The sequence below is a fragment of the Flavobacterium psychraerolatum genome, assembly GCF_025960985.1.
Classification (GTDB): domain Bacteria; phylum Bacteroidota; class Bacteroidia; order Flavobacteriales; family Flavobacteriaceae; genus Flavobacterium.
On record NZ_JAOQMX010000002.1, the window covers coordinates 14037 to 36509 of the forward strand.

The window sequence follows — 22473 nt, forward strand, 5'->3', positions numbered from 1 at the left end:
AACAATATGAACTTTACTTACCCCAAAGCAGCCAAACTTAAGAGCAAAATAAAAATTGGATTATTATTTTCCAACGGTCAATCTGTTTCCAAATATCCCTTGCGAATGGTTTATTATCCTGGAGCAGTTGGTGAAGATGCAAGAACACAAATAGGCGTTTCTGTTTCTAAAAAAAACTTTAAAAAAGCAGTCGATCGCAATTATTTCAAAAGAGTCCTTAGAGAAACGTATCGTCTCAACAAACATTTATTACTTGACAACTTAGATCAACCTTACTCATTTATGTTGTTTTATCAAACCAAAGACCGTTTAACCTTTGAAGAAATCAATACCAAAACAATTCAATTGTTTGAGAAATTTTTGTTACAAACAAAAAAAACAGAATAACTATCCTTTTTTTGTATTTTTAGCCTGCACTATTCACATCCTTAAATTATAAAAATGAAATCCCTTTTCCAAAAAAAAGTAATCATTCCTGTAGTAGCCTCAGCATTTTTGTTTGTTGGTGCTAGTTTTAAAGATAATTTTTTTGAAATTGCAAAGCAAATAGAAATCTTCACAACCCTATTTAAAGAATTAAACACCAATTATGTAGACGAAATAAATCCTGGTGAATTAATGGATAAGGCTATTAAGTCAATGCTTGCAAGTCTTGATCCTTATACTGTTTATTTTAACGAGCAAGATGTATTGCGATTCAAAATCAATAATACAGGTGAATATACGGGTATTGGTGCAATGATTACTAGAAAAGAAGGTAAAATAATTATAAGAGAAGTTTATAAAAATTTTCCAGCAGATAAAGCAGGATTAAAAGCGGGAGATGAAATTATAAAAATTGGTGATGTATTGTTAGCCGACTTCCAAGAAGATGCTTCTCAACTGTTTAGAGGGGCAAAAAACACCAAAATTGACATTCAGTACATTCGACAAGGAAAAACGACTAGCGGACAAATAATACTGGACGAGGTAGAAATAAAATCTGTTCCTTACTTTGCAAAAATTGATGACAAAACAGGTTATATCGTTTTGGCACATTTTAATAAAAAAGCATCCAATGAAACCAAAGAAGCTCTATTGGAATTAAAAAAGCAAGGAGTAGAACGAATTGTTTTGGATTTGAGAGGAAATCCAGGCGGATTATTAAACGAAGCCGTAAATATCTGCAATTTATTTGTTCCAAAAAATGAAATAATAGTTACCACAAAATCCAAAATAGATAAATATAACAATACCTACAAAACGTCTTATGAACCGGTAGATACTGAAATTCCACTGGTAATTATTGTGAATGGTAGAAGTGCTTCAGCATCCGAAATTGTTTCTGGGGCCCTTCAAGATTTAGACAGAGCTGTTATTGTTGGGAGTCGCAGTTTTGGAAAAGGGCTTGTTCAAAGACCGATTGACTTGACTTATAACACCCAATTAAAAGTAACAATTTCTCGCTATTACACTCCATCTGGTAGGTGTATTCAAGCCTTAGATTATGCGCATAAGGATAAAAAAGGCCTTGCAACACGAACGGAAGAGAAAAATTACAATGCTTTTAAAACTCGAAAAGGCAGGACGGTTTATGATGGTGGCGGAATTCTACCTGACGTAGAAATGGCAGAAACAAAATCAAGTACTCTAGCAGAAGCTTTACAAAAAAACGAAGCAATTTTTAATTATGCAACAGCCTATTATTACAAGAATCCAGCTTTAGGAGAGCAATCTACAAGCTTCTCTGATGCTAATTACCAAGATTTTAAGAACTACCTTAAAATACAAAAAATTTCCTTTGATACCGAAACAGAAGTGGCACTAAAAAACACTTTGGCTGCAGCCAAAAAAGAAAATATTGACCTTGCTATACAAAATGATTATGAACAGTTACTACGTACGATTCAAAAAACTGAAGAAGAGTTACTAGATAAAAATAAACTAGAGATCAAAAATTTACTTCTAGAAGAAATCATCAAAAGATATTCATATCAAGAAGGACTGTACCACTATTATTTGAAAAATAGTGCCGAGATTCAAAAATCGATTTCAATATTAAAAAACACGAGTGAATATCAAAAAATTTTAAAACAATAGGTGCCAAAAAGCTATTTAATATGGATTTACTTTGTTTTTAATCTTCTTTCGGCTCAAGAAAAGAGGATAGAAACCATCTATTTTAATTTTGACAAATACGATATTAATCGTAAACAAGCGATAACTATTCTTGATTTTATTAAAGAAAATGATACATCAAAAATAGAATCTATTCAAATTTATGGCTATTGTGACGACCGAGGGAACAATGATTATAACTACAAATTATCTATAAAAAGAGTTGAAACGGTTCAAAACATACTAACTACTAATGGGTTTAATAAAAATAAAATTATAATTATCAAAGGCAAAGGTCGTGTTTTGATAAAGAAAGACACCATTGAAGACATAAGCAAAACAAGGTCTCAAAACAGAAGAGTAGACCTATTGATTATCCCAAAAAATAGTTTTGGACGAGGCATATACTCTTCATTACAGGACAAACATAAGGTAGGTGACCGAATCTACTTTGAAACTATTTTATTTGAATTAGGAAGCAGTAAACTAACTAAGAATTCTATAAGAGAGTTGGACAAAATCATATTACTCTTACATAAAAACAAGCATTTAGAATTTGAAATCAGAGGCCATGTTTGCTGTACTCCCAATAGTTTTAAAGATGCTATTGATCGTGAAACCAATGAAAGAAAATTATCTGTAAATAGAGCAAAAGCAGTCTTTAAATATTTAATAGCTAAAAGAATCAATAGTCTAAGAATGTCGTATAAAGGCTGCGGAAATAAATTCCCATTAGGGCAAGGAGCAGAAATGGATCGGAGAGTAGAGTTTTTGATCACTAAAATTTAAAAACCACTATCTTTTAATGATAGCAACTGATTTGATGATTGCTTCGAGTTCATGCATAATATCTCTTTTTTCTTTGGAAGGAGAATAGCAAAAACCTTCTAATACCAAGGCACGACTGTATTCGTCATCAATAATCAAGTAGTTGATAAAAGGTCCCGTCATGAAGTCATTTTTAAGTTCCCAGGTACCTCTCATTTCATAGGCTGTTCTACCGTCTAATCTAATTTTGAAAAAGTAAGGTGAATATGCTTCTTCAGTAATCATATCTGTATTTGGTTCTCTACCGTGTATGTACAATTTACCAATCGAATCACGCATACTGATGATATTACTAATCAAATTATTCTTGTTTACAACATCATACAAAGGCACTTGATAAATCAACAAACTACTACTACCGCTTACAATCTCTTTTTTCAACCATAAAAAACTATGTTCATGCAACATGTACTTGTAATCTGCGGGCACATTGATATCAATATGAAATTTATTTTCAATAATTTTAGGATTTAAAATTTCTTTTCCAATCTCTTTCTGGCTTTCTTCTATTTCAGTTTGACGAATCGTAGCAACTATTGATGGACTTTGCTTTTCAAGAATAGACAAAATATCTGCAGCAGTTCTACCCGAAATATGAAACACATTTTGTGGAGACGCATATTGATCGGTGATGATTTCAAATTTATTAATATCTTCCTTTTTAACTACAATAATATTACGGCTATCAGTAATGAAACCTTCTAGTAATTTGGTCGAATATTGATTGATGTTAAAGAGTGGTTCTTCTTGAGGCAATCCAAGTACTGGCGAAGCAAATTTGTTTCGAATACTATCCCCTATTTCACCATTCCACAGCTGGTCTTCAATAACAACAGATATGCTATTAATCTTTCCTGTCGTTTTTTTGGTAACGGCATCATCACTGTTTTTACAAGAGTAGAAAAAAAGTGTTAGTACTATAAATAAAAAATGGGCCTTATTCATAATTGTATTATTATAATAAAACCCAAATTTATAGAAGATTATTTTAATTATCCGTTTAATTTCAATTTCATTCCAGGTTTGATTCCTTCACCGCTAATATCATTCCACTTTTTCAAATCTGCGATAGTAACCCCAGATTTTTTAGCGATACTATATAAGGTATCGCCTGCTTGAACATAATAATCAGTAATTATTTTTTTTGCAAAACTATCTGTTTTCTTGAATGAATTCACGCTCGCAAGTGAAGTAGTGATTGCTGGTTCATTTTTGGCAACTATCAAAGCTTTCCCCAATGCAACGGAATTAGAGTTCAATTTATTCCATTGTTTCAAATCATTTAATGACGTTCCAAATTTCTTGGCAATAGTACCTAGATTATCTCCTTTTTGAACTACATATTGAATATTTTTCAAAAGTATTGGAGGGGTAACAATAGCAACTTCTTCGGAAGGAGCTGTGGTATTTATTTTTAATTTTGCTCCCAATTGAAGTGCTGAACCAGACAAATCATTCCAAGAAATTAAATCGGCAACAGTTATATTATTACTTCTGGCTATTGAATTTAAGTTCTCTCCCTTTTGTACAGTATGAAAACGAACTATGCTATTTGCAATATCATCAGTACTAGCAATCTCATCATTTTTAGCTTCAACAATTACTGCTTTTTGCAGTGCAACTGTAGAAATTGGTGTTTTACGAGCTACCATTTTTGAAGCAGTATCTGCTACACCAATCTTAAGACTCTCACCATAAGCAATATTACTATTGTTTAGATTATTCCATTTCATGATTGCTTCTACACTTACGTCATATTTACTAGCAATAGCATTCAAATTGTCTCCTTGTTTAACTTTATAATATTGAGTATTATTGGAAGTTAGTTTCAAGGTGTCAGAATCCAAAACGGACTTCAAAGCAATTGCACTAGAATTTTGAAAATCACCATTCTTATAATTCAATTCATGTTGTACATAGGCATAAATCTTATCTTCATTGGATGCGAAAATAGCAATTTTGTCTTTTGGCAGTTTCAAATAGTGAGCAGTGTCATTGTATACTGGGATCGTATTTAATTTATAAGAAGGGTTCAATAATTGCAATTGAGCCATTGGTACATCTAATAAATCAGAAATTTGCTTGAACGACATTTCCTTTTTTATCATTACCGTATCAGTTGCAAAATGTTTTAATATAGCTCGATCTGGTTTTATTCCGTGTTCTTTATGATACTCATAAATATACATGGTAGCCAAAAAAGCAGGCACATATCCTTGTGTTTCTTTGGGCAAGTAGTTACGTATGTCCCAGAAATTTTGTTTCCCTCCAGAACGACGAATTGCCTTTGTAACATTTCCTGGCCCTGAATTGTAGGAAGCCAAAACCAACTCCCAATCTCCAAAAATAGCGTACATATTGCTCATGTATTGAGCTGCTGCTTGCGTAGCTTTATAAGGATCACTACGCTCATCCACATAAGAGTCGATTTTCAAATCGTATTGTTTACCAGTCTGATACATAAACTGCCACAAACCAGTAGCTCCTACTTTGGAAACTGCTTTTGGATTCAAAGCAGATTCTACAATGGCTAAATATTTAATTTCTAAGGGAACATTATTTTTAGCGAAAGTCTCTTCAAATAAGGGGAAATAATATTCTGAAACAGCCATCAAACGTTCGTACGATTTTCTTCGATACTTCAAGAAAGACTTGATTACGTTTTCAAGATTTTCATTGTATTGAATTCGAAAAGGCGATTTGGCATTCATTGCCTCCAGTCGTGATTTCAACAATTCGGTTGGCAACTCATAATCTACTTTTATACTCGAATCAATTGATGCAATGTCTGTTGACATCTCATCATATAAGTCCAAATCCGTTAATTCTTTTAACCAAAGATTGTCTACACAAGCAGCCAAATCATCTTTTACAAAAGAATTCTTGATAGAATCTAGATACGTCACCTTTGTCTCTAAACCAACAATTCCCTTGTTCTCAGCAACTTCTTGCGAAAACAAAGGAATCGATAGTAATAAATAAAGTGATATTGTGATATATTTTTTAGTCATTTTTCCTTAGTTAATATGCTTGTTCATAACTCGTTAAGAATTTAGCAAGTACAAACATACTACCTATTAACTGATAAAAACTAAAAATATTGTTAAATATATTTTTTTTAGTCTAAAATTGCTGCAATACCTGGTAAAACTTTACCTTCAAGCATCTCTAGCATTGCTCCACCACCGGTAGAAACATAACTCATTTTGTCTTCAAAACCGAATTGTTTCACGGCTGCAACTGAGTCTCCACCACCTACAAGAGAGAAAGCTCCGTTTGCTGTTGAAGCGGAAATATAATCACCCAATGCAATTGTTCCTTTAGCAAAAGATTCCATTTCAAAAACTCCCAATGGACCATTCCAAAGAATCGTTTTACATTCCATGATTACTTTTTCAAAGTTTGCCAATGATTTTGGACCTGCATCAAGACCTTCCCAACCATCAGGAATTTCTCTTACGTCAACGATTTGAGTATTTGCAGTATTTGAGAAATCATCTGCAGCAACTACATCAACTGGAATATGAATTTGAACTCCTTTTTCTTTAGCCAAACGCAAAATTTCTAAAGCCAATTCCATTTTGTCGTCTTCACAAATAGAGTTACCTACTTTACCACCAAGTGCTTTCACGAAAGTAAAAGTCATTCCACCACCTAGAATCATATGGTCTACTTTGTCCAAAATGTTTTCGATAACGGTAATTTTCGAAGATACTTTAGAACCTCCAAGAATTGCCAATACTGGTTTTTTACTATTGTTTAATACTTTGTCAATGCTTTCGATTTCCTTAGCCAATAAAGTTCCAAAACATTTAGAAGTTGGGAAAAATTGAGCTATAATAGTAGTCGAAGCGTGTGCTCTGTGAGCTGTTCCAAACGCATCGTTTACATAGATATCTCCCAATGAAGCCAATTCTTTTGCGAAAGCAACATCTCCAGCTTCTTCTTCAGCATGAAAACGTAAATTTTCTAATAATAAAACTTCTCCAGGTTGCAAAGCAGCAGCAGCAGTTGTAGCTTCTTCGCCAATACAGTTTGCAGCAAATTTTACAGGAACTCCAAGAATTTCAGAAGTTGATTTTAAAATGTGTTTCAATGAATATTTCTCTTCAACACCTTTTGGTCTTCCTAAGTGAGACATTAAGATTACGCTTCCACCTTGTGCCAAGATAGCATCAATAGTTGGTTTTGCAGATACGATACGAGTTGTATCAGTAATATTGAAGTTTTCGTCCAAAGGCACGTTAAAATCAACACGAATTATTGCTTTTTTATTTTTAAAATCAAAGTCGTTTAAAGTCTTCATTAGATTTGTTTTAAGTTTATTATTTTCAAAGTGCAACAAATATAGAACTTTTAGACTAGTATAATATTTCATTATTCTAAAAAATAACCTAAATATAGAACGAAAACGATGTAAATCGCATAATATTTTTAAGAATAGCAGTACCTATTTATGAATTCTACAAATTAGCTTAGAAATGTTTTTTTTATTAATCAACAAAATTGCTTTTGACCGAGGGTAAACTTTGTTTCACAAAATTTTTGACTACCCCATTTTCTGCTATCTTTGCTTTATGCTATTTTCAAATATTTTAGGACAAGAACACATCAAGAACCACCTCACGCAGAGTGCTAGTTCAGGACGTATACCGCACGCACAACTTTTTGTAGGGCCAGAAGGTTGTGGTACATTGACCATGGCCATTGCTTACGCACAATATATATTGTGTAACAACCAAAACGGTGAAAACACGGGAGAAAATGCTGCTTGCAACCTAAAATTTGACAAAATAGCCCATCCTGATTTGCATTTTGTCTATCCCACTGTGACTACAGATGAAGTGAAGGCCAAGCCAAAAAGTATTGATTTCATTACCGATTGGAGACAATTTGTAATAGAACAACCCTATGGTGGTTTATTTGATTGGTATGCCGTTTTGGGCGTAAAAAACAAACAAGGGGAAATACGAGTTGATGATGCTCAAGAGATTTTAAAATCCCTGGCACTAAAATCGTATGAAGGCGGTCATAAAATTATGATTGTCTGGATGGCAGACAAACTCAACACTGCAGCTTCGAATAAATTATTGAAATTATTAGAAGAGCCACCAGAAAAAACAGTTTTTATATTAATCAGCGAAAACGAAGAAGATATTATACAAACTATTCGTTCGCGTTGTCAAATTTTACATTTTAATGGTCTGAGCCAATCGGTTATTGCAGAAGCCTTGGTTGCAAACGAACAAGTTGAGGAAAAACTAGCTTTAAAACTAGCACATCAAGCGCAAGGAAATTACAACAAAGCCTTGCATTTACTACATGACGATAGCGAAGATCATCCATTTGAAGAATGGTTTGTAACTTGGGTACGTGCTGCCTTTCAAGCAAAAAAAGATGCTTCGGCTATTCACGATTTGATTACTTGGAGCGAAAAAATTGCTGCTTTAGGAAGAGAAAGTCAAAAGAAATTCTTGGACTTTTGCATCGAAATGTTCCGTCAAGCACTGTTATTAAACTACGAAGCTCCTAGCTTGGTTTATTTTGAACCCAAAGTTCCAAAGTTCAAATTGGAGAAATTTGCTCCCTTTGTAAACGGCAATAATATTACCGAAATTTACGATGAAATTGGCGAAGCCATGTACCACATCGAGCGCAACGGAAATGCCAAAATAATTTTGACCGATTTATCTATAAAACTAACACGACTCATTCATAAAAAATAACCAAACATGAACAATCCCGCATCACTATTGATTCTTATTTTTTTCGGAATGACCTACTTGCAATCCAGTTATGAAAAACTGTTTTATTGGGAAGATAATATAACTTGGCTCAAAGAACATTTTTCTAAAACAAGATTAAAAAATCACGTAAAACCCGCCTTAATCCATTTGGTCATCATGGAGTTAATTTCGACCATCCTATGTTTTGTCGGTTCTATCGAATTACTTGTAAGCGACGGAAGACTATTCGGATTTTACGGAGCAGTATTTTCCGCCATTACTTTACTAATGATGCTTTTTGGCCAAAGACTAGCCAAAGACTATGATGGAGCAAGAACCATCGTAATCTACTTTATTCCAGCAGTCATGGCAGTATATTGGTTAAACTAAACCCTTGACAAATGCAATCATGAAGCACAGAATTTTAAACAACAAAAAATTAAGCCATTGTATCCTCGCGAACAAAAGCTTTACACTATAAACTTATGACTCCTAAAACACCATCAGAATCACTAACTGTATTAACCGATTTGGTTCTACCAAGTGAAATCAACCATATTAATAACCTTTTTGGAGGAGAACTTCTCTCCCGCATGGACCGTGCAGCCAGCATATCGGCACAACGCCATTCGCGCAACATTGCCGTAACCGCCTCTGTAAATCACGTCGCCTTTACAAAACCAATTTTACTAGGAAGCGTAGTCACAATTGAGGCAAAAGTCTCAAGAGCCTTCAATAGTTCAATGGAAGTTTACATTGACGTTTGGGTAGAAGACCGTCTATCAGGTGAAAAAACCAAAGCCAACGAAGCCATTTACACTTTTGTAGCAGTAAATGAATTAGGAAAACCAGTACTTGTACCCGCTATCGTACCCGAAACGCCATTGGAACAAGAACGTTTTGAAGGCGCGCTGAGACGCAAACAACTAAGTTTGTTATTGGCTGGAAAAATAAAAGCGAGTGAAGCTACTGAGTTGAAGGCGTTGTTTGTTTAAGCATTTATAATTTTAGAATTAAAAAACTTCAAAACCCATTAATTCCCTTTTAGTAGGTTAGTGTTCGAATATCCTCTTGGGCGTGACCCGTAGAAAAAACGGGTCGGGCTTTACACTATATCTTTGTGGTTTGCTATCGCAACCACAAAGGATGCCGTTGCAATCCCTCACGCAAAATCCTGCTCGAAAGGAATAATTTCACAAGGAATACGCTGTTTAAATTTGTAATTATTTTGCGAAAAATAGTGTTGAAAAATTAGCAAGGTCGCACTAGTTTTTTCTACTCTCTAAACCCATACAGAAGTAAGAGCAGCCTACGTTGAAATAAAAGTTGAATTCAAGCATTTTCTATTAATTTCATATTAGACACAAATTTTGATGTCTGGTTAATATCAAAATATTTATACTTCAAAAGCTTAACCTGATACTTTTTAGGCAAATAAATTCCCCATTTAGAAAAATCTAATAGCACGGGATTTGAATCTAAAAGAGTAGAAATATGTGGGTCAATATCACTTAATGGCAAGGATATAGAATTCCATTTAGAAATTAATTCTTTTTTTGCAACTTGAATGTAAAATGAACTACTCGCATCATCCAACATATTTGTTATTCCAGCTATATTCAAAAGTAATTGAATGGTTCTATTTACTCGTGTTCCAGTAAAGGTAAAAAGTTCTATTTTTTTATCGGAAGATAATAATGGACGGTCATATTCTAAATCTTGAATTTTAAAAAATGAAAAATCTTTTCGTATTATTTCTAATTCATCAGAACTGAGTTCATCGAGAAAATCATAATTTACTTCTGAATAAAGAATTTCAAGTGTTTTTTCTCTTATTTTATGGTGTACTTCACCACTGTTACCAAAAAACATTGGTTTTTTTCCATCTCTAGCCGGAATTACTTCAATTTTTTTTGCTTTGAGGTCTACATATTTAATCTTCCAAATTTTGGCCGAAAGTAAAATATTTTCGTCCTCAATAATTTGCGGAGAAAAGGGAACTTCACCAATTTTATTTCCAGCATTAACAACCTTAAAATTTTCTTCGGTCTTAAAGACGCTATAAAATTCGCGGCTGTTAACCACTTTTTCACCTTCTATTCCAATTATAACTTCCTGTTGGATTTTTTCAAGGAAGTCTATTTCAATTAAATGACCAAGAATTTCCTCTATTTCAAATAATTCAATTTTTTTAAAAGCAGAATTTTCAAGAAGCTGATTGATTAAATCAGTAATTTTAATTCCTGAGTATCCTTTGGTTATTGACAGAGCCTGATGTACTAAAATGTCGTAAGGCTTTTCATTTGTCTGTGGCGGTTCAATATAACCTTCTTCAAATAACAACCAACAAGCTATAGATTGAAGTAAACTCCATTCATTTGTGGCATATAAATACAAATTACTGCTCTCACCTTCATTTCGGCCGCTTCTGCCCACACGTTGAATTAATGACGAAACACTATTTGTTGCATCAATTTGAACAACTGTGTCAACTGCTCCAATATCAATACCTAATTCTAAAGTTGATGTACATGAAATACAAAAATTATTTCTATTGTTATTTTTAGCAAAATATTCTACATATTCCCGAACTTCTCTATCAACTGATGAATGATGTGAAAAGTAATTAGGATGACCTTTAACTAATTCAGAAATTTTTCTAAGCTTAACGGCTACCTCTTCTACTCGTCCTCTGCTGTTAGGGAAAATTAATACTTTATGATCTTTTGTTTCAGTGTATAAATCTTTTAAAAGTTCTAATGGCAAATCAGTATTTTTACTTTTAAAGTATTTAAATATTGCGTTGATTTCTTTTTTTGTTCTATCAATTAATATTTTGGTTTTTTCAACATTTCCTGTAAATTCTTTTACTTCTAGAAACTTGTTTTCTTCACTCATTGTGGCAGATAATCCAACTATACTGAATGATTTGGAATTTACTTTATCAAGCCGTGATAATATTGATTGCAATTGAGTGCCTCTATCTGTACCAACAAATGAGTGTATTTCATCAATGACGACATATTTTAAATTTGAAAACAATTGCTTTACATTGAAAGGTTTGTTTACAAACATTGCTTCTAAAGATTCTGGAGTTGTCAGAACAATCCCTCTAGGATTTTTTAACAATCTTTCTTTAATAGTTTTATTGGCCTCTCCATGCCACTTTACAACATCTACATCAAGATTTTTACAAAGTTCTTCTACACGGTTAAACTGATCATTTATTAGAGCAATTAAAGGCGAAATATATAGAACTTGAACACCAGACTCATTGAAGTCAACTTTTGACAGTATGGGCAAAAAAGCAGCCTCTGTTTTACCTGACGCAGTTCTCGATACTAAAATGAAATTATCGTCAGTTGTTAGTATCCTTGAAATCGCAGCTGATTGAATTGGACGCAATTGTTCCCACCCTTTATCACGAATAAATTTTCGTATTGGTTCTGAAAGTAGATCAAACGCCATTATAGTTCTTCAATACTATCTAATGAGAATTCAGATGGTCTTTCATCAGATATTTCAATTTCTCCAAACAATTTATTCTTATCTACTGACGGGTTTTGACGGATGATATTTAGTATGTTTAAAAAATCTCGGATTACTTCCCTAGGAGTTAAAAATTCTGATGCCCCAGGTTTGTTGAATAATTCTTCCATAAATCTCTGAATATCATCATCATTGATTATCAATTCCGTTTTGTAATTGTAATCAAATATTGCTTTTAAATTTTTTAGCAATACAAAAATTTGATTATGATCCAAAGGGAGCAAACGAATAACTGGTTGTGCAAAATCTCGGATTTCTGCTGTTTCGTATTTATTGGTTACCAATCTTGTTTTTAAGGCATCATAACTAAAAAAACCTTTGCGTTGATTTTCTAAAACTTCTTTTGTACCAGCAAAATTGAAAAATAAATTGGCTACTTTTCCTTGAAAACAGTCGTTGTAAATGGTTAATATTTTTTCATAATTTTTCTCTCTAATGGCAGAATTTGAAATTTTATATAGATTAATAGCTTCATCAAGATTAACCATAAAACCACTGTACCCCATACTAACAAATAGTTTACAGAAATTTTTAAGCATATCATAATAATTCAAGTCATTGATGATTTCTCTAATTCCTAAATCTTGCCTCGCTTCAGTTTTGGTTCTGTATTCGCCCTTTAACCATTTTAAGGCATTTCTTCGTAATTGTTCATCATCTTTAATATAACCTTCATAATATTTCATTACAACCAATCCAAAATCAAAACCACCAACGTCAGTAATTTCGTTTATTGTTTTCATAATATTAGTCTGAATCATATTTAAATAATTTTCATTACGAATTTCAGTCAATGAAATATTATTTTCTTCAGCTGTTTTAGTAACAACCTGCTCAATCCATTTTTCTAATAGTGTTGGCAATGCTCCACCTTCAGGCTTTGTCTGAATGGAAACATTATCCATAATAGCGGTATAAAGAGCAACCGCTTTTCCATCATTAGAATACAAACGATTATCCGGAGTAAAATCTGCGTTAGCTACAACAAATTTCTGCTTTAAGGCAACAGTATTTAGCAGGTGAAGCATAAAGGATTTTCCTGAGCCAAAATCACCAATCCAAAATTTTACCATGCTATGACCATTTTTGACATCATCTAAGGCAGTAAGAACTGCATTAATTTCTTCTGAACGGCCAACTGCAATATGCTGCACACCAATTTTTGGAACTACACCGCCAATTAATGAATTGATAATTGATGTCGCTTCTTTAGGTTTAATATTTTTTATCATTTTATAGAAATTTTTTGAAAATAGTCTGTGTTTATAATATAAAAATCATCATCTTCCTCAATTAATACATCGTCCAAAAAGTCATAACAAATGTCATTAATGCTTTCGATCAGTTGGTTTTTAAAAACTCCTTTGGATTTGGCAAACACTTCCAGTTCGGTTTGAGATACTGAAAAGTTGCTTTTCACAAATAGCTCTAATGTAGTTGCGTGTATTGCTGTAAAAGTTAATTCACTTAAAAAATTGGATTGATGGATTTCTTCGTTTTTTGTTTCTTTTAATTTTATAATGTTATTTTCGTCTTCTAAATCATCTTTTAAATATTCGTTCAAAAGTTCGACAGTTTCAGAATGTTTTTGTTGAACTTCATTTATTGAAGCGATATTAAGTTGTATTTTCTTTTTCTTAACTTCATATTCTTTAGAAACAGATTTTGATCGCTTCTCTAAACCTTTATAGCTTATTGTGTTTTTGGCTTCTTCAAAATCGGCTTTTAAGTATTCATTCAAGGGTTCGGCTGTTTCGGAATGTTGCTCTATAACTTCATCTGTTAATTTTCTATTGAGCTGTATTTTTTTTCGATTGATTTTATAAATTTCTGGAATTAGTTGTAGTGCTTTATTTAAATCCTTATCTTCAACTAATTCTTTTACAATTGCTTCAAAATTTGTCAACTGTTCTTTAGAATTAAATAAATTTCCGAGCATATACTTAGTAAGTTTTTTGTTTTTTATTATAGGAGATTTTAAATCATAATACAAATAATTAAGGTAAAACTGAATTGACAATTCTTTATCTACTCTACAAATAAATTTTGAGGCATCAAAATAAATATTTTGAATAGAAGAATTTTTAATATTGAAGTTTAAGAGTTCATTTATTGATTTAGCAAAATAGCTAGTGTCATTATCATAATTACTTGTTATATCATCATATTTAACTCTCCATCGAGTTGTAAAATAAGAGTTAAGTTCAATCTCTATTTCTTCGGTTGGTTTATTAATGTTTGAAATTTTAGAACTTATTGAATCATCTATCTTAGAAATAACGGTATTATAAAATTGAGAGTCATAAACAGAATTAATAAAATAAGTGTCGGTATTTCTTTTACCTTTAATGTCGTAGTATTCTCGAATAGCTTTGTCACATTTCTTAAAAATATGAACATAAAACTCATCAGTCGTTATTTTTTTTATACAATAATTATAATTTTGACTTCCCATTCTATATCTAAAATCCTTTCTAGCAATTATATCAGCCATTAACGACAATTCTTCTTCAAGGGATTTATTATTTCGAATTAAATTTTTTGTTAAATCTGAAAAAACAATTAAATACAGTTTGCATACTTCCAAAAAACAAAATTCTATGCTGCAAAAATTATCATTTGGATTTGTGAATTTATTTAAAAGATTAACTTCATCTACATTTAGATTGAGTTTGGTTTTATATTTATCTCCTGGTTGCCAATATTCATCATAAAAGTTATCATTAGAATTTGAATATTCTTTCTTTAATTCAAAACCATTATCCTTTTCTGTTTTTTTTATCAGAAAAGAATTTGCCTTACTTTTTGTATCAGGATAACATTTGCCTAAAGTATCAAATTGACTTTCTAATTTTGATAAATTTTTATGATTGTAATATTCATTCTGTAAATCATCTAACAAAACAAAAGCATAATTTATATTATTCTCTAAATCAAAATAGATAGAATTTAAAAAACTTTCTTTAAAAATACGATAGAATTCTTTCTGTTTAAATGATGTATCATTGATATTTGCATAGGCATATGAATATTGCATAGGCCATTTTGGAATACCTAATGCATATCTAATTAAAGTAATATTGGAAGTTATTTTGGAACTTTGCCCGGTAACATCTATGATTGAATCATCCGCTTCATATGAATTCACAGGTTTTCCGATGGTAATAGTAACCTTAATGTTCTTATTATTTATTTGGGAAACTTCATTTCGAAAGACATCATCGGTGTTATATTTATTAGTATGAGTATTGCTTTGTTTGGAGTTTTCATCATTACTAAATATAATATACATTACAAAGATTATTATTGCAATTATTAAGATTGTCATCATTTTTTTTAATTTTACAGTAAATCAGATTACCAATCGCATAGTTATACAACTTGCATTATTTTTTATCTAAGATTAAATTCTATTCTATTAACTGGACTAAAACCATTAATTTTATGAATTACCATTTCATTAGAAAAAGCCTGAATATTGTCTAATGGTTGGGTCAATCCAAAATTTATTTTTTGCATTATATCCGTGCTAAATAACACTGAAAGTATTACTTTTCTCTCGACCTTTCCATTTTGACAATTGACAATTTTTGCAATTGCATTTACTCTTGAATATTTATAGGGTAAATGAGCAAATACCTCCTTAGCAACTCTTAGTAAACAACTACAAACGTGTTGCTGATATAATTCATTAAATCTTGTTTTTGGCATATTTGTTCTAGATAATTTTCCTGTTGATGTTTGCTTTAACTCATAGTCAGGTATTATTTCAATACCGTTAATTGTCAAATCAATATCAATAAAATCATTTTCAATATTTATCTTAATCTGGTTTCCAATCTCTTCCATTTCAGAAAACGGATCAAAATATTCTAGAGCTTTCTTATAAGATTGAATATCATTTTTCACCACGCCAATACTTATCTCATTTAATTTATGCCAGTCTTTTAAACTTATTTGATATAAATTGTAAATTTCATCATTCTCAATTGAATCTTTAACTTTTGCTTGCTCTAGAAGCTGGTTAAGATTATTTATTTTCTTTGGAACTAGGCCTAATAATTTATCAAAAAAAGTAGGTTTAAAATTTTCCAATTCATCCGTAGCAAAATCTTCATTTTTATATTCTCTTAATGGTTCACTAGGCATTTCAGTATTTTTAATTTTATGCCAATCAATTAGAGGAGTAGATTTTAAGTGGATTGTTTTTAAATTTAAAATAACTTTTTTCCAATCATTTACTGCCTTATAAGCATTCTGTGTTTCTATCGTTTTTTGACGTACTTTCTCCTGCCGGCGTTGATTTGCTTCATAAGCCCTTAATGTTTTATATGTAGTCATTCGTTCGTTTTAAAAATTAGCTCTTAGCTCTAGAAACCTCAACAAGCATCTCAAATATATAAACAAAATGCCACAAAATAATTATTATAAAAATTCTACTGTATCTATTTTATTGAATGAATTGATAAAATTTAAATTACTACGTCAAATTTATGGTGAACAAAATTATAATCATTACGGTTTTCCGTAGTTAGACCAAATTTCTTTGCAAATCAAGAACCCTTCATTGCATTCTTATACGGTACTACCTCAAATCTCTATCAAACTTTCTCTATAATTAGATCCAAACAACTTTAAATTAGATTAATATTGATAGGTAAAGACCCATGTGAAAAAGAATTATCCCGACCCAAAATATTCCAAAATCCGCGCTCTGTCCTCATTCTCTTTATCATTTTTGTGATAAAGCTCAATAAATACAATGCGTTCTTCTTGCTTGAAATGCGCATAAACCAATCGTAGACCTGAGTTAACCCCTTTTCCTTTCAAGGATTTACAGGCAATCTTTTTTATTCTTATCACACATACATCGATACCTAGATTATCAATTCTGTAACTAAAAGGTGGTCTATCCTCAGGAAGTATTTCTAAAACACTTTTTACTGTTTCAATATCATCAACTAAGGTTCGGTACTTCTTTAAAAGATTTTTAAAATCCTTTTTATAGGGAGCAATCTCTTCAAATACTATCATAACTCGTCCTCTTCTTGGTAGTTCCTAACTGAGAATGGTAGTTCACGATAAAAAGCCAGTTCATAATTGATGTCTTCTCCTTCTTTTGAAAACAACCACGGCATGTCCTTATAGGCATAGTTACTTATCGCAGTAGCCGACCAATCACTCATTTGTTCAACAACTCTATCAATAACCTCTTTTTCACTTGCCATCAATAGTGTCAAATCGGCTTTTTGCATTGGGATATATCGGGTTTGTGGATAGCCGTGATACTCCATTTTCAATAACTGAATCTGATTATTTTCAATCATGTCACTGAGAATGCTATCTAAATTTTGGGGAATTGGACCAAAAGGTAATTTTCTATAAGTAGCCCCTGTCATTTGCTCTTCATACAATTCATAATAATTGAAATCTGAAAAATAGAGCAACTTATACAAGACCGTTTCCCCAACATTGGGTTTTCCTGCGCAGTGTTCCAAAATGTACAGCAAAATATTTTTCATTTTACCAACATTCAATTTAGGCACAGAAACTCTTTCGGCTACCGTTTCCTCTACTACTTCTTCAATACTGATCGAAGTTGCTACTGAAAAATTTTCAGACATAAAGTCGTCAAGAGAAAAGTGGAGCACTTGCGCAAACTTTTGCAACTCTAATACATTCAGACTTCTTTTCCCCAATTCAATTTGAGTCAAAGAGGGTCTAGAAATACCTATTCGCTTCGCTAAATCTTCTTGAGAGAATTGTTTTCTCTTTCTAAGCGCAACAATTCGTTTTCCTATTTGATCTTGTGAAATTTGAAACATCATGATTTTGACTACTTTAGTTACTTCACAAATATACAAATGTTTTAATTACGAACGCAACATTGATTCAAAATAGAACAAACTGATATTTTGTAACTGTTAAAGTTCTAATCGAAATTGCAAATTGCCTTTAAGCCTTGACATTTCCTATCGATTGGGAGCAGGAATAGCTTTAAAAAAAAAAGACAAAATTTATTCTTAAAACTGAATTTTTAGACCAAAAAAAGAAGTATTTTTACGGAACTTTAGATACAAATAAAAACCAAATTGACATTACAATTACCCTTATTGTCAGTTTATTAGAGTGCAAAAACAACACAAATTAATGAAAGAAAAGGTAAAAGAGACGATGAGTTCAGAGAAAGAAGCCAAATTAAAAGCGTTGCAATTAACGCTTGATAAATTAGACAAAACCTACGGAAAAGGTACGGTGATGAAGATGGGGGACAAAGCAATTGTGGAAGTCGAAACCATTTCTTCAGGTTCTTTGGGTATCGATTTAGCCTTAGGAGTAGGCGGTTACCCAAGAGGTCGTATCATTGAAATTTATGGTCCAGAATCTTCTGGTAAAACAACTTTGACACTTCATGCGATTGCTGAAGCTCAAAAAGCAGGCGGAATCGCTGCTTTTATTGATGCTGAGCACGCTTTTGATAGAGGATATGCAGAAAAATTAGGCGTTGATATTGAGAATTTAATCATCTCACAACCTGATAACGGGGAGCAAGCCCTTGAAATTGCTGAGAACTTAATTCGTTCTGGGGCAATTGATATCGTGGTTATTGACTCGGTTGCTGCTTTGACACCAAAGAGTGAAATTGAAGGCGAAATGGGTGATTCCAAAATGGGATTACATGCTCGTTTGATGTCTCAAGCTTTACGTAAATTAACAGGAACAATTAGTAAAACAAACTGTACTGTTTTCTTCATCAACCAGTTGAGAGAGAAAATTGGAGTAATGTTTGGGAATCCAGAAACAACTACGGGTGGTAACGCCTTGAAGTTTTACGCTTCGGTACGTTTGGATATTCGTCGTTCTACTCAAATTAAAGATGGTGACAACGTTCTTGGAAACAGAACGAAAGTTAAAATCGTTAAAAATAAAGTTGCACCACCTTTTAGAACAGCTGAATTTGACATCATGTATGGTGAAGGAGTTTCAAAAACTGGTGAAATATTAGATTTAGCCGTTGAATTTGAAATCGTGAAAAAAGCAGGTTCTTGGTTTAGCTACGGTGAAACCAAATTGGGTCAAGGTCGTGATGCAGTGAAAACTTTAATCAAAGACAACCCAGAATTGGCAGATGAACTAGAAGTAAAAATCAAAGCTAGAATTAAAGAATTGGCTGATGCTTAACTAACTTATATAATTATAGAAAATGCCCGAAATTGATATTTCGGGCATTTTTTATGTTTTATTTTCTAAAGTAAGCTTGCTTGGAGGAAGAGTAAGCGATCAATTGATTTAAGATTACCTCTCTAGTTTGCTCTCGAACGGATTTTCTATCCAAAGGTATTTTTCCTTGAGTTGCTATTGGAGTATGAATTTTTGCACGCATAATACCTGGAGAACCACTGAAAAAAGAATAGGAAAATCGTTTTTTATTGTCGGCAAAAGTAATGGGCAAAATTGGAATTTGATGTTCTATCGCCAAGCGGAAAGCACCATCTTTGAAAGTGTCTAATACCAATGATTCATCCTCTGGAACACCACCTTCTGGAAAAATGCAGACACTCAGTCCTCTGCTTAATCTCATTTGAGCTTGTTTGAAAACCTCATTTTTACTTTTAGTACAATTTCTATCTACTAAAATACAGGTACGTTTATAGAAAAATCCAAACAACGGAATCTTTGCCAATTCTTGTTTACCTACAAAAACAAAAGGATTTTTTACTACAGCCAACATCAACATTATATCGGTCATGGAGGTATGATTGGCTACAATCATATAGCTTTTTTTGGGATCTAACTTGTAATCTCTTTTGACTACATAATAAAAACCCATACAAAAAAGGATAAACTTAGCCCAAATGCGGGCCATCTTAAAATAGTATGGATATCCTTTGTATGAAAGGATAGAAAGAACCAAAAATGGAAACATAATCAAGATAGGAATGGCCATTACTACATAAAACCAAATCCTCCAAAGTGTCCAAAAAATAATTTTTATCCCTTTCATAAGCTCAAAAATAAGGAATAGTACGTTAGTTTTACCAAAAACAATTAAATTTGGGAACAATTAGAATTTAAAAAAATCAATTACCGTTTTATTTGTAAAATAAGAGTGCCACTGAGTGAATGACTTTTATAGTTAAGCTCCTTTTTTTCTCTTTACTAAATTATAACTATTTACAAATCATTCGATACAGAAAATTACATAATGGCAAAAATACTTACTGGTGTACAAAGTACAGGAACACCACATTTGGGCAATCTATTGGGAGCAATCATCCCTGCAATCGCATTATCAAACAATCCAGAAAACGAATCGTTCTTGTTTATAGCCGATTTGCATTCTATTACTCAAATAAAAGATGGTGTAACTTTAAGCAACAATACCTACAGTACCGCTGCAGCTTGGCTTGCTTGTGGTTTGAATGTTGATAAAGTTACTTTTTATAGACAATCTGATGTACCACAAACCACAGAATTAACATGGTATTTGAGTTGCTTTTTTCCGTTCCAAAGATTGACTTTGGCACACTCTTTCAAAGACAAAGCCGATCGATTGGATGATGTAAATGCTGGATTATTTAGTTATCCAATGCTTATGGCTGCCGATATTTTATTGTACGATGCCGAAATAGTACCGGTAGGAAAAGATCAATTGCAGCACCTTGAAATCACTCGTGATGTAGCTTCGCGTTTCAACCATCAAATGGGAGAAACTTTTGTTTTACCCGAAGCTAAGATCCAAGAAAATGGTATGCTGATCCCAGGGACAAATGGTGGTAAGATGAGCAAATCGGCCAATAATCTCATCAATATCTTTTTGGACGATAAAACACTTCGCAAGCAAGTCATGTCTATTGAAACCGACAGTACCCCACTTGAAGAGCCTAAAAATCCAGATACTTGCAACTGTTTTGCAATCTATTCTCTATTAGCTAGCGAAGAACAACTTGCAACAATGAGAGCCAACTACGAAGGCGGGAATTATGGTTACGGTCATGCCAAACAAGCTTTGTTTGAATTGATTGTAGAAAAATTCAAAACCGAAAGAGAAAAATATAACTACTACATGAATAACCTTCTTGAGGTAGATGCATTATTGGAAATCGGAGCCAAAAAAGCATCGGCAGTGGCTACAGGTGTTTTGAAAAGAGTAAGAGAAAAATTAGGGTTTGGGGTCTAATTTCAAACACAAATACCTTTAGAGTATTATTTTAGAAGCACGATTTTGAATATTCAAATTGTGCTTTTTTTACTTAAAATTGGTTTTTATTTTGTCTATCACTTCTTGAACTGAAATCGTTCTCATAGCGTCTTCATAACCTGGAACTATCTTATTACCATAAACCGAAGTGGGTAATAATGGATATTGCTTTCGATCCGGAATTAATGAATTGCTCAACGGCTGATTGAAGGGCATAAAACCAGCATAAGGATGTGTAGCTCCCCAAAGTGTAACTACCTTCACTCCTAGCATGGCGGCTATATGTGCATTACCAGAATCCATAGAAAGCATGACCTGTAGATTACTGATTAATTGTAGTTCTTCTTGAAATTTAACTTTGCCTGCTACATTGATGACATTAGTTTTATTTTTTGCAAAAGCATCTAAAATATCTATTTCTGACTTTCCACCTCCAAAAAGTAATATGGTATTTTCTTTATTTTTAGACAATTCATTAATCACTTCTTGCATCAAGTCTAGAGGATAGACCTTGGATGCGTATTGTGCAAAAGGAGCGATTCCGATTAAGTTTTCAACACCTTGTGTCATTTTTAATAAATCGGCGCTTAAAATTGCTTTTTCTGGAAAAATTGGCTGTTTGAGATCAATGGTAAAACCTAGTTTTTGAAAAACTTGCTGATGATTTTCGAACATAGTTGGTAATGGTTCAAAAACTTTATTATCGGCTCGTGTAAGGGCTTTTTTTCCAACACGCCCTTTATTTACAGCAGCGACTGTTTTCCTGCTTAAAGCGAATAAAGTACGAACAACCTTGGAACGCAATACATTGTGTAAATCGGCAAAAACGTCAATTTGTAAAGCGCTTAATTCTCGATACAACTGCACCAAACCTAGAAAACCTTTGTGTTTTTCTTTTTCGTCGAAAGCAAAAAAACTAAGATTAGGAATTTCATCAAAAAAAGGTTTAAAAAAAGGTCGTGAAATTACAGTAATTTTCACATCTGAATATTGTGTTACCAAAGCGCGTAAAACAGGTACCGTCATGGCGACATCTCCCATTGCGGATAGTCTCATGACGGCTATATGTTG

At 32.5% G+C, this 22473-nt stretch carries 19 protein-coding genes; 8 read left to right on the plus strand and 11 right to left on the minus strand.

Features of this window, described 5'->3' with window-relative positions; genetic code table 11:
- The first annotated feature begins 6 nt into the window (after nt 1-6).
- Genes rnpA through M2326_RS01090 form a run of 3 tightly spaced genes read left to right on the plus strand, consistent with a single transcriptional unit; the run spans nt 7 to nt 2886 of the window.
- Entirely contained in the window at nt 7-387 is a 381-nt protein-coding gene (rnpA, locus tag M2326_RS01080; RefSeq protein WP_264617710.1) for a ribonuclease P protein component, read from the plus strand.
- A gap of 54 nt (nt 388-441) precedes the next feature.
- Entirely contained in the window at nt 442-2079 is a 1638-nt protein-coding gene (locus M2326_RS01085) for a S41 family peptidase (protein WP_264617711.1), read from the plus strand.
- Nucleotides 2080-2886: an OmpA family protein gene (locus M2326_RS01090; RefSeq protein ID WP_264617712.1), complete on the plus strand. Its 807-nt coding sequence runs from the start codon at nt 2080-2082 to the stop codon at nt 2884-2886.
- Nucleotides 2887-2892: 6 nt separating this feature from the next.
- Here M2326_RS01090 and M2326_RS01095 read toward each other — a convergent pair whose 3' ends face one another.
- The 3 genes from M2326_RS01095 to M2326_RS01105 all read right to left on the minus strand — a co-directional run bounded on the left by M2326_RS01095 (nt 2893) and on the right by M2326_RS01105 (nt 7231).
- Complete coding sequence (locus M2326_RS01095) at nt 2893-3870, minus strand: DUF4837 family protein (RefSeq protein ID WP_264617713.1); 978 nt, start codon at nt 3868-3870, stop codon at nt 2893-2895.
- 47 nt (nt 3871-3917) lie between these two features.
- Nucleotides 3918-5936, minus strand: a complete 2019-nt coding sequence (locus M2326_RS01100) for a LysM peptidoglycan-binding domain-containing protein (RefSeq protein WP_264617714.1) — start codon at nt 5934-5936, stop codon at nt 3918-3920.
- A gap of 107 nt (nt 5937-6043) precedes the next feature.
- Nucleotides 6044-7231, minus strand: a complete 1188-nt coding sequence (locus M2326_RS01105; RefSeq protein WP_264617715.1) for a phosphoglycerate kinase — start codon at nt 7229-7231, stop codon at nt 6044-6046.
- A gap of 271 nt (nt 7232-7502) precedes the next feature.
- Here M2326_RS01105 and M2326_RS01110 point away from each other — a divergent pair, with 271 nt between their 5' ends.
- The 3 genes from M2326_RS01110 (at nt 7503) to M2326_RS01120 (ending at nt 9646) form a co-directional block, all read left to right on the plus strand.
- Nucleotides 7503-8651: a DNA polymerase III subunit gene (locus M2326_RS01110; RefSeq protein WP_264617716.1), complete on the plus strand. Its 1149-nt coding sequence runs from the start codon at nt 7503-7505 to the stop codon at nt 8649-8651.
- A 6-nt stretch (nt 8652-8657) separates the two neighbouring features.
- Nucleotides 8658-9041 (plus strand): DoxX family protein, encoded by a 384-nt coding sequence (locus M2326_RS01115; protein ID WP_264617717.1) that lies wholly within the window; start codon nt 8658-8660, stop codon nt 9039-9041.
- Nucleotides 9042-9136: 95 nt separating this feature from the next.
- Nucleotides 9137-9646, plus strand: a complete 510-nt coding sequence (locus M2326_RS01120) for an acyl-CoA thioesterase (RefSeq protein WP_264617718.1) — start codon at nt 9137-9139, stop codon at nt 9644-9646.
- Between the two features lie 337 nt (nt 9647-9983).
- Here the strand turns inward: M2326_RS01120 and M2326_RS01125 are convergent, their stop codons facing one another.
- From M2326_RS01125 to M2326_RS01150, 6 genes are all read right to left on the minus strand, one after another.
- A complete protein-coding gene (locus M2326_RS01125) occupies nt 9984-12119 on the minus strand; it encodes a DEAD/DEAH box helicase (RefSeq protein WP_264617719.1) in 2136 nt (711 codons plus the stop codon).
- Entirely contained in the window at nt 12119-13432 is a 1314-nt protein-coding gene (locus M2326_RS01130; RefSeq protein ID WP_264617720.1) for an ATP-binding protein, read from the minus strand. The genes M2326_RS01125 and M2326_RS01130 overlap by 1 nt, the downstream gene beginning before the upstream one ends.
- Entirely contained in the window at nt 13429-15531 is a 2103-nt protein-coding gene (locus M2326_RS01135) for a tellurite resistance TerB C-terminal domain-containing protein (protein ID WP_264617721.1), read from the minus strand. The genes M2326_RS01130 and M2326_RS01135 overlap by 4 nt, the downstream gene beginning before the upstream one ends.
- Before the next feature lie 62 nt (nt 15532-15593).
- Complete coding sequence (locus M2326_RS01140; protein ID WP_264617722.1) at nt 15594-16541, minus strand: hypothetical protein; 948 nt, start codon at nt 16539-16541, stop codon at nt 15594-15596.
- Nucleotides 16542-16880: 339 nt separating this feature from the next.
- Nucleotides 16881-17234, minus strand: coding sequence for a hypothetical protein (locus M2326_RS01145; RefSeq protein WP_264617723.1), 354 nt, complete (start codon nt 17232-17234; stop codon nt 16881-16883).
- A complete protein-coding gene (locus M2326_RS01150) occupies nt 17231-18028 on the minus strand; it encodes a type II toxin-antitoxin system antitoxin SocA domain-containing protein (RefSeq protein ID WP_264617724.1) in 798 nt (265 codons plus the stop codon). The genes M2326_RS01145 and M2326_RS01150 overlap by 4 nt, the downstream gene beginning before the upstream one ends.
- Before the next feature lie 346 nt (nt 18029-18374).
- On the opposite strand from M2326_RS01150, the gene recA reads away from it, so the two are divergent.
- Nucleotides 18375-19382: a recombinase RecA gene (gene recA / locus M2326_RS01155; RefSeq protein WP_264617847.1), complete on the plus strand. Its 1008-nt coding sequence runs from the start codon at nt 18375-18377 to the stop codon at nt 19380-19382.
- Nucleotides 19383-19440: 58 nt separating this feature from the next.
- Here the strand turns inward: recA and M2326_RS01160 are convergent, their stop codons facing one another.
- Nucleotides 19441-20205: a lysophospholipid acyltransferase family protein gene (locus tag M2326_RS01160; protein WP_264617725.1), complete on the minus strand. Its 765-nt coding sequence runs from the start codon at nt 20203-20205 to the stop codon at nt 19441-19443.
- A 201-nt stretch (nt 20206-20406) separates the two neighbouring features.
- Here M2326_RS01160 and trpS point away from each other — a divergent pair, with 201 nt between their 5' ends.
- Nucleotides 20407-21381 carry a tryptophan--tRNA ligase gene (trpS, locus tag M2326_RS01165; protein ID WP_264617726.1) on the plus strand — a complete coding sequence of 325 codons (975 nt, stop codon included), beginning with the start codon at nt 20407-20409 and terminating at the stop codon, nt 21379-21381.
- Nucleotides 21382-21450: 69 nt separating this feature from the next.
- Here the strand turns inward: trpS and M2326_RS01170 are convergent, their stop codons facing one another.
- Nucleotides 21451-22458: a glycosyltransferase family 9 protein gene (locus M2326_RS01170; RefSeq protein WP_264617727.1), complete on the minus strand. Its 1008-nt coding sequence runs from the start codon at nt 22456-22458 to the stop codon at nt 21451-21453.
- Nucleotides 22459-22473 lie beyond the last annotated feature (15 nt).

Coding starts and splice junctions, on each gene's coding strand:
- rnpA (WP_264617710.1), top strand. CDS start 7: ATGAACTTTACTTACCCCAAAGCAGCCAAACTTAAGAGCAAAATAAAA.
- M2326_RS01085 (WP_264617711.1), top strand. CDS start 442: ATGAAATCCCTTTTCCAAAAAAAAGTAATCATTCCTGTAGTAGCCTCA.
- M2326_RS01095 (WP_264617713.1), bottom strand. CDS start 3,870: ATGAATAAGGCCCATTTTTTATTTATAGTACTAACACTTTTTTTCTAC.
- M2326_RS01100 (WP_264617714.1), bottom strand. CDS start 5,936: ATGACTAAAAAATATATCACAATATCACTTTATTTATTACTATCGATT.
- M2326_RS01105 (WP_264617715.1), bottom strand. CDS start 7,231: ATGAAGACTTTAAACGACTTTGATTTTAAAAATAAAAAAGCAATAATT.
- M2326_RS01110 (WP_264617716.1), top strand. CDS start 7,503: ATGCTATTTTCAAATATTTTAGGACAAGAACACATCAAGAACCACCTC.
- M2326_RS01115 (WP_264617717.1), top strand. CDS start 8,658: ATGAACAATCCCGCATCACTATTGATTCTTATTTTTTTCGGAATGACC.
- M2326_RS01120 (WP_264617718.1), top strand. CDS start 9,137: ATGACTCCTAAAACACCATCAGAATCACTAACTGTATTAACCGATTTG.
- M2326_RS01125 (WP_264617719.1), bottom strand. CDS start 12,119: ATGGCGTTTGATCTACTTTCAGAACCAATACGAAAATTTATTCGTGAT.
- M2326_RS01130 (WP_264617720.1), bottom strand. CDS start 13,432: ATGATAAAAAATATTAAACCTAAAGAAGCGACATCAATTATCAATTCA.
- M2326_RS01135 (WP_264617721.1), bottom strand. CDS start 15,531: ATGATGACAATCTTAATAATTGCAATAATAATCTTTGTAATGTATATT.
- M2326_RS01140 (WP_264617722.1), bottom strand. CDS start 16,541: ATGACTACATATAAAACATTAAGGGCTTATGAAGCAAATCAACGCCGG.
- M2326_RS01145 (WP_264617723.1), bottom strand. CDS start 17,234: ATGATAGTATTTGAAGAGATTGCTCCCTATAAAAAGGATTTTAAAAAT.
- M2326_RS01150 (WP_264617724.1), bottom strand. CDS start 18,028: ATGATGTTTCAAATTTCACAAGATCAAATAGGAAAACGAATTGTTGCG.
- recA (WP_264617847.1), top strand. CDS start 18,375: ATGAGTTCAGAGAAAGAAGCCAAATTAAAAGCGTTGCAATTAACGCTT.
- M2326_RS01160 (WP_264617725.1), bottom strand. CDS start 20,205: ATGAAAGGGATAAAAATTATTTTTTGGACACTTTGGAGGATTTGGTTT.
- trpS (WP_264617726.1), top strand. CDS start 20,407: ATGGCAAAAATACTTACTGGTGTACAAAGTACAGGAACACCACATTTG.
- M2326_RS01170 (WP_264617727.1), bottom strand. CDS start 22,458: ATGAGACTATCCGCAATGGGAGATGTCGCCATGACGGTACCTGTTTTA.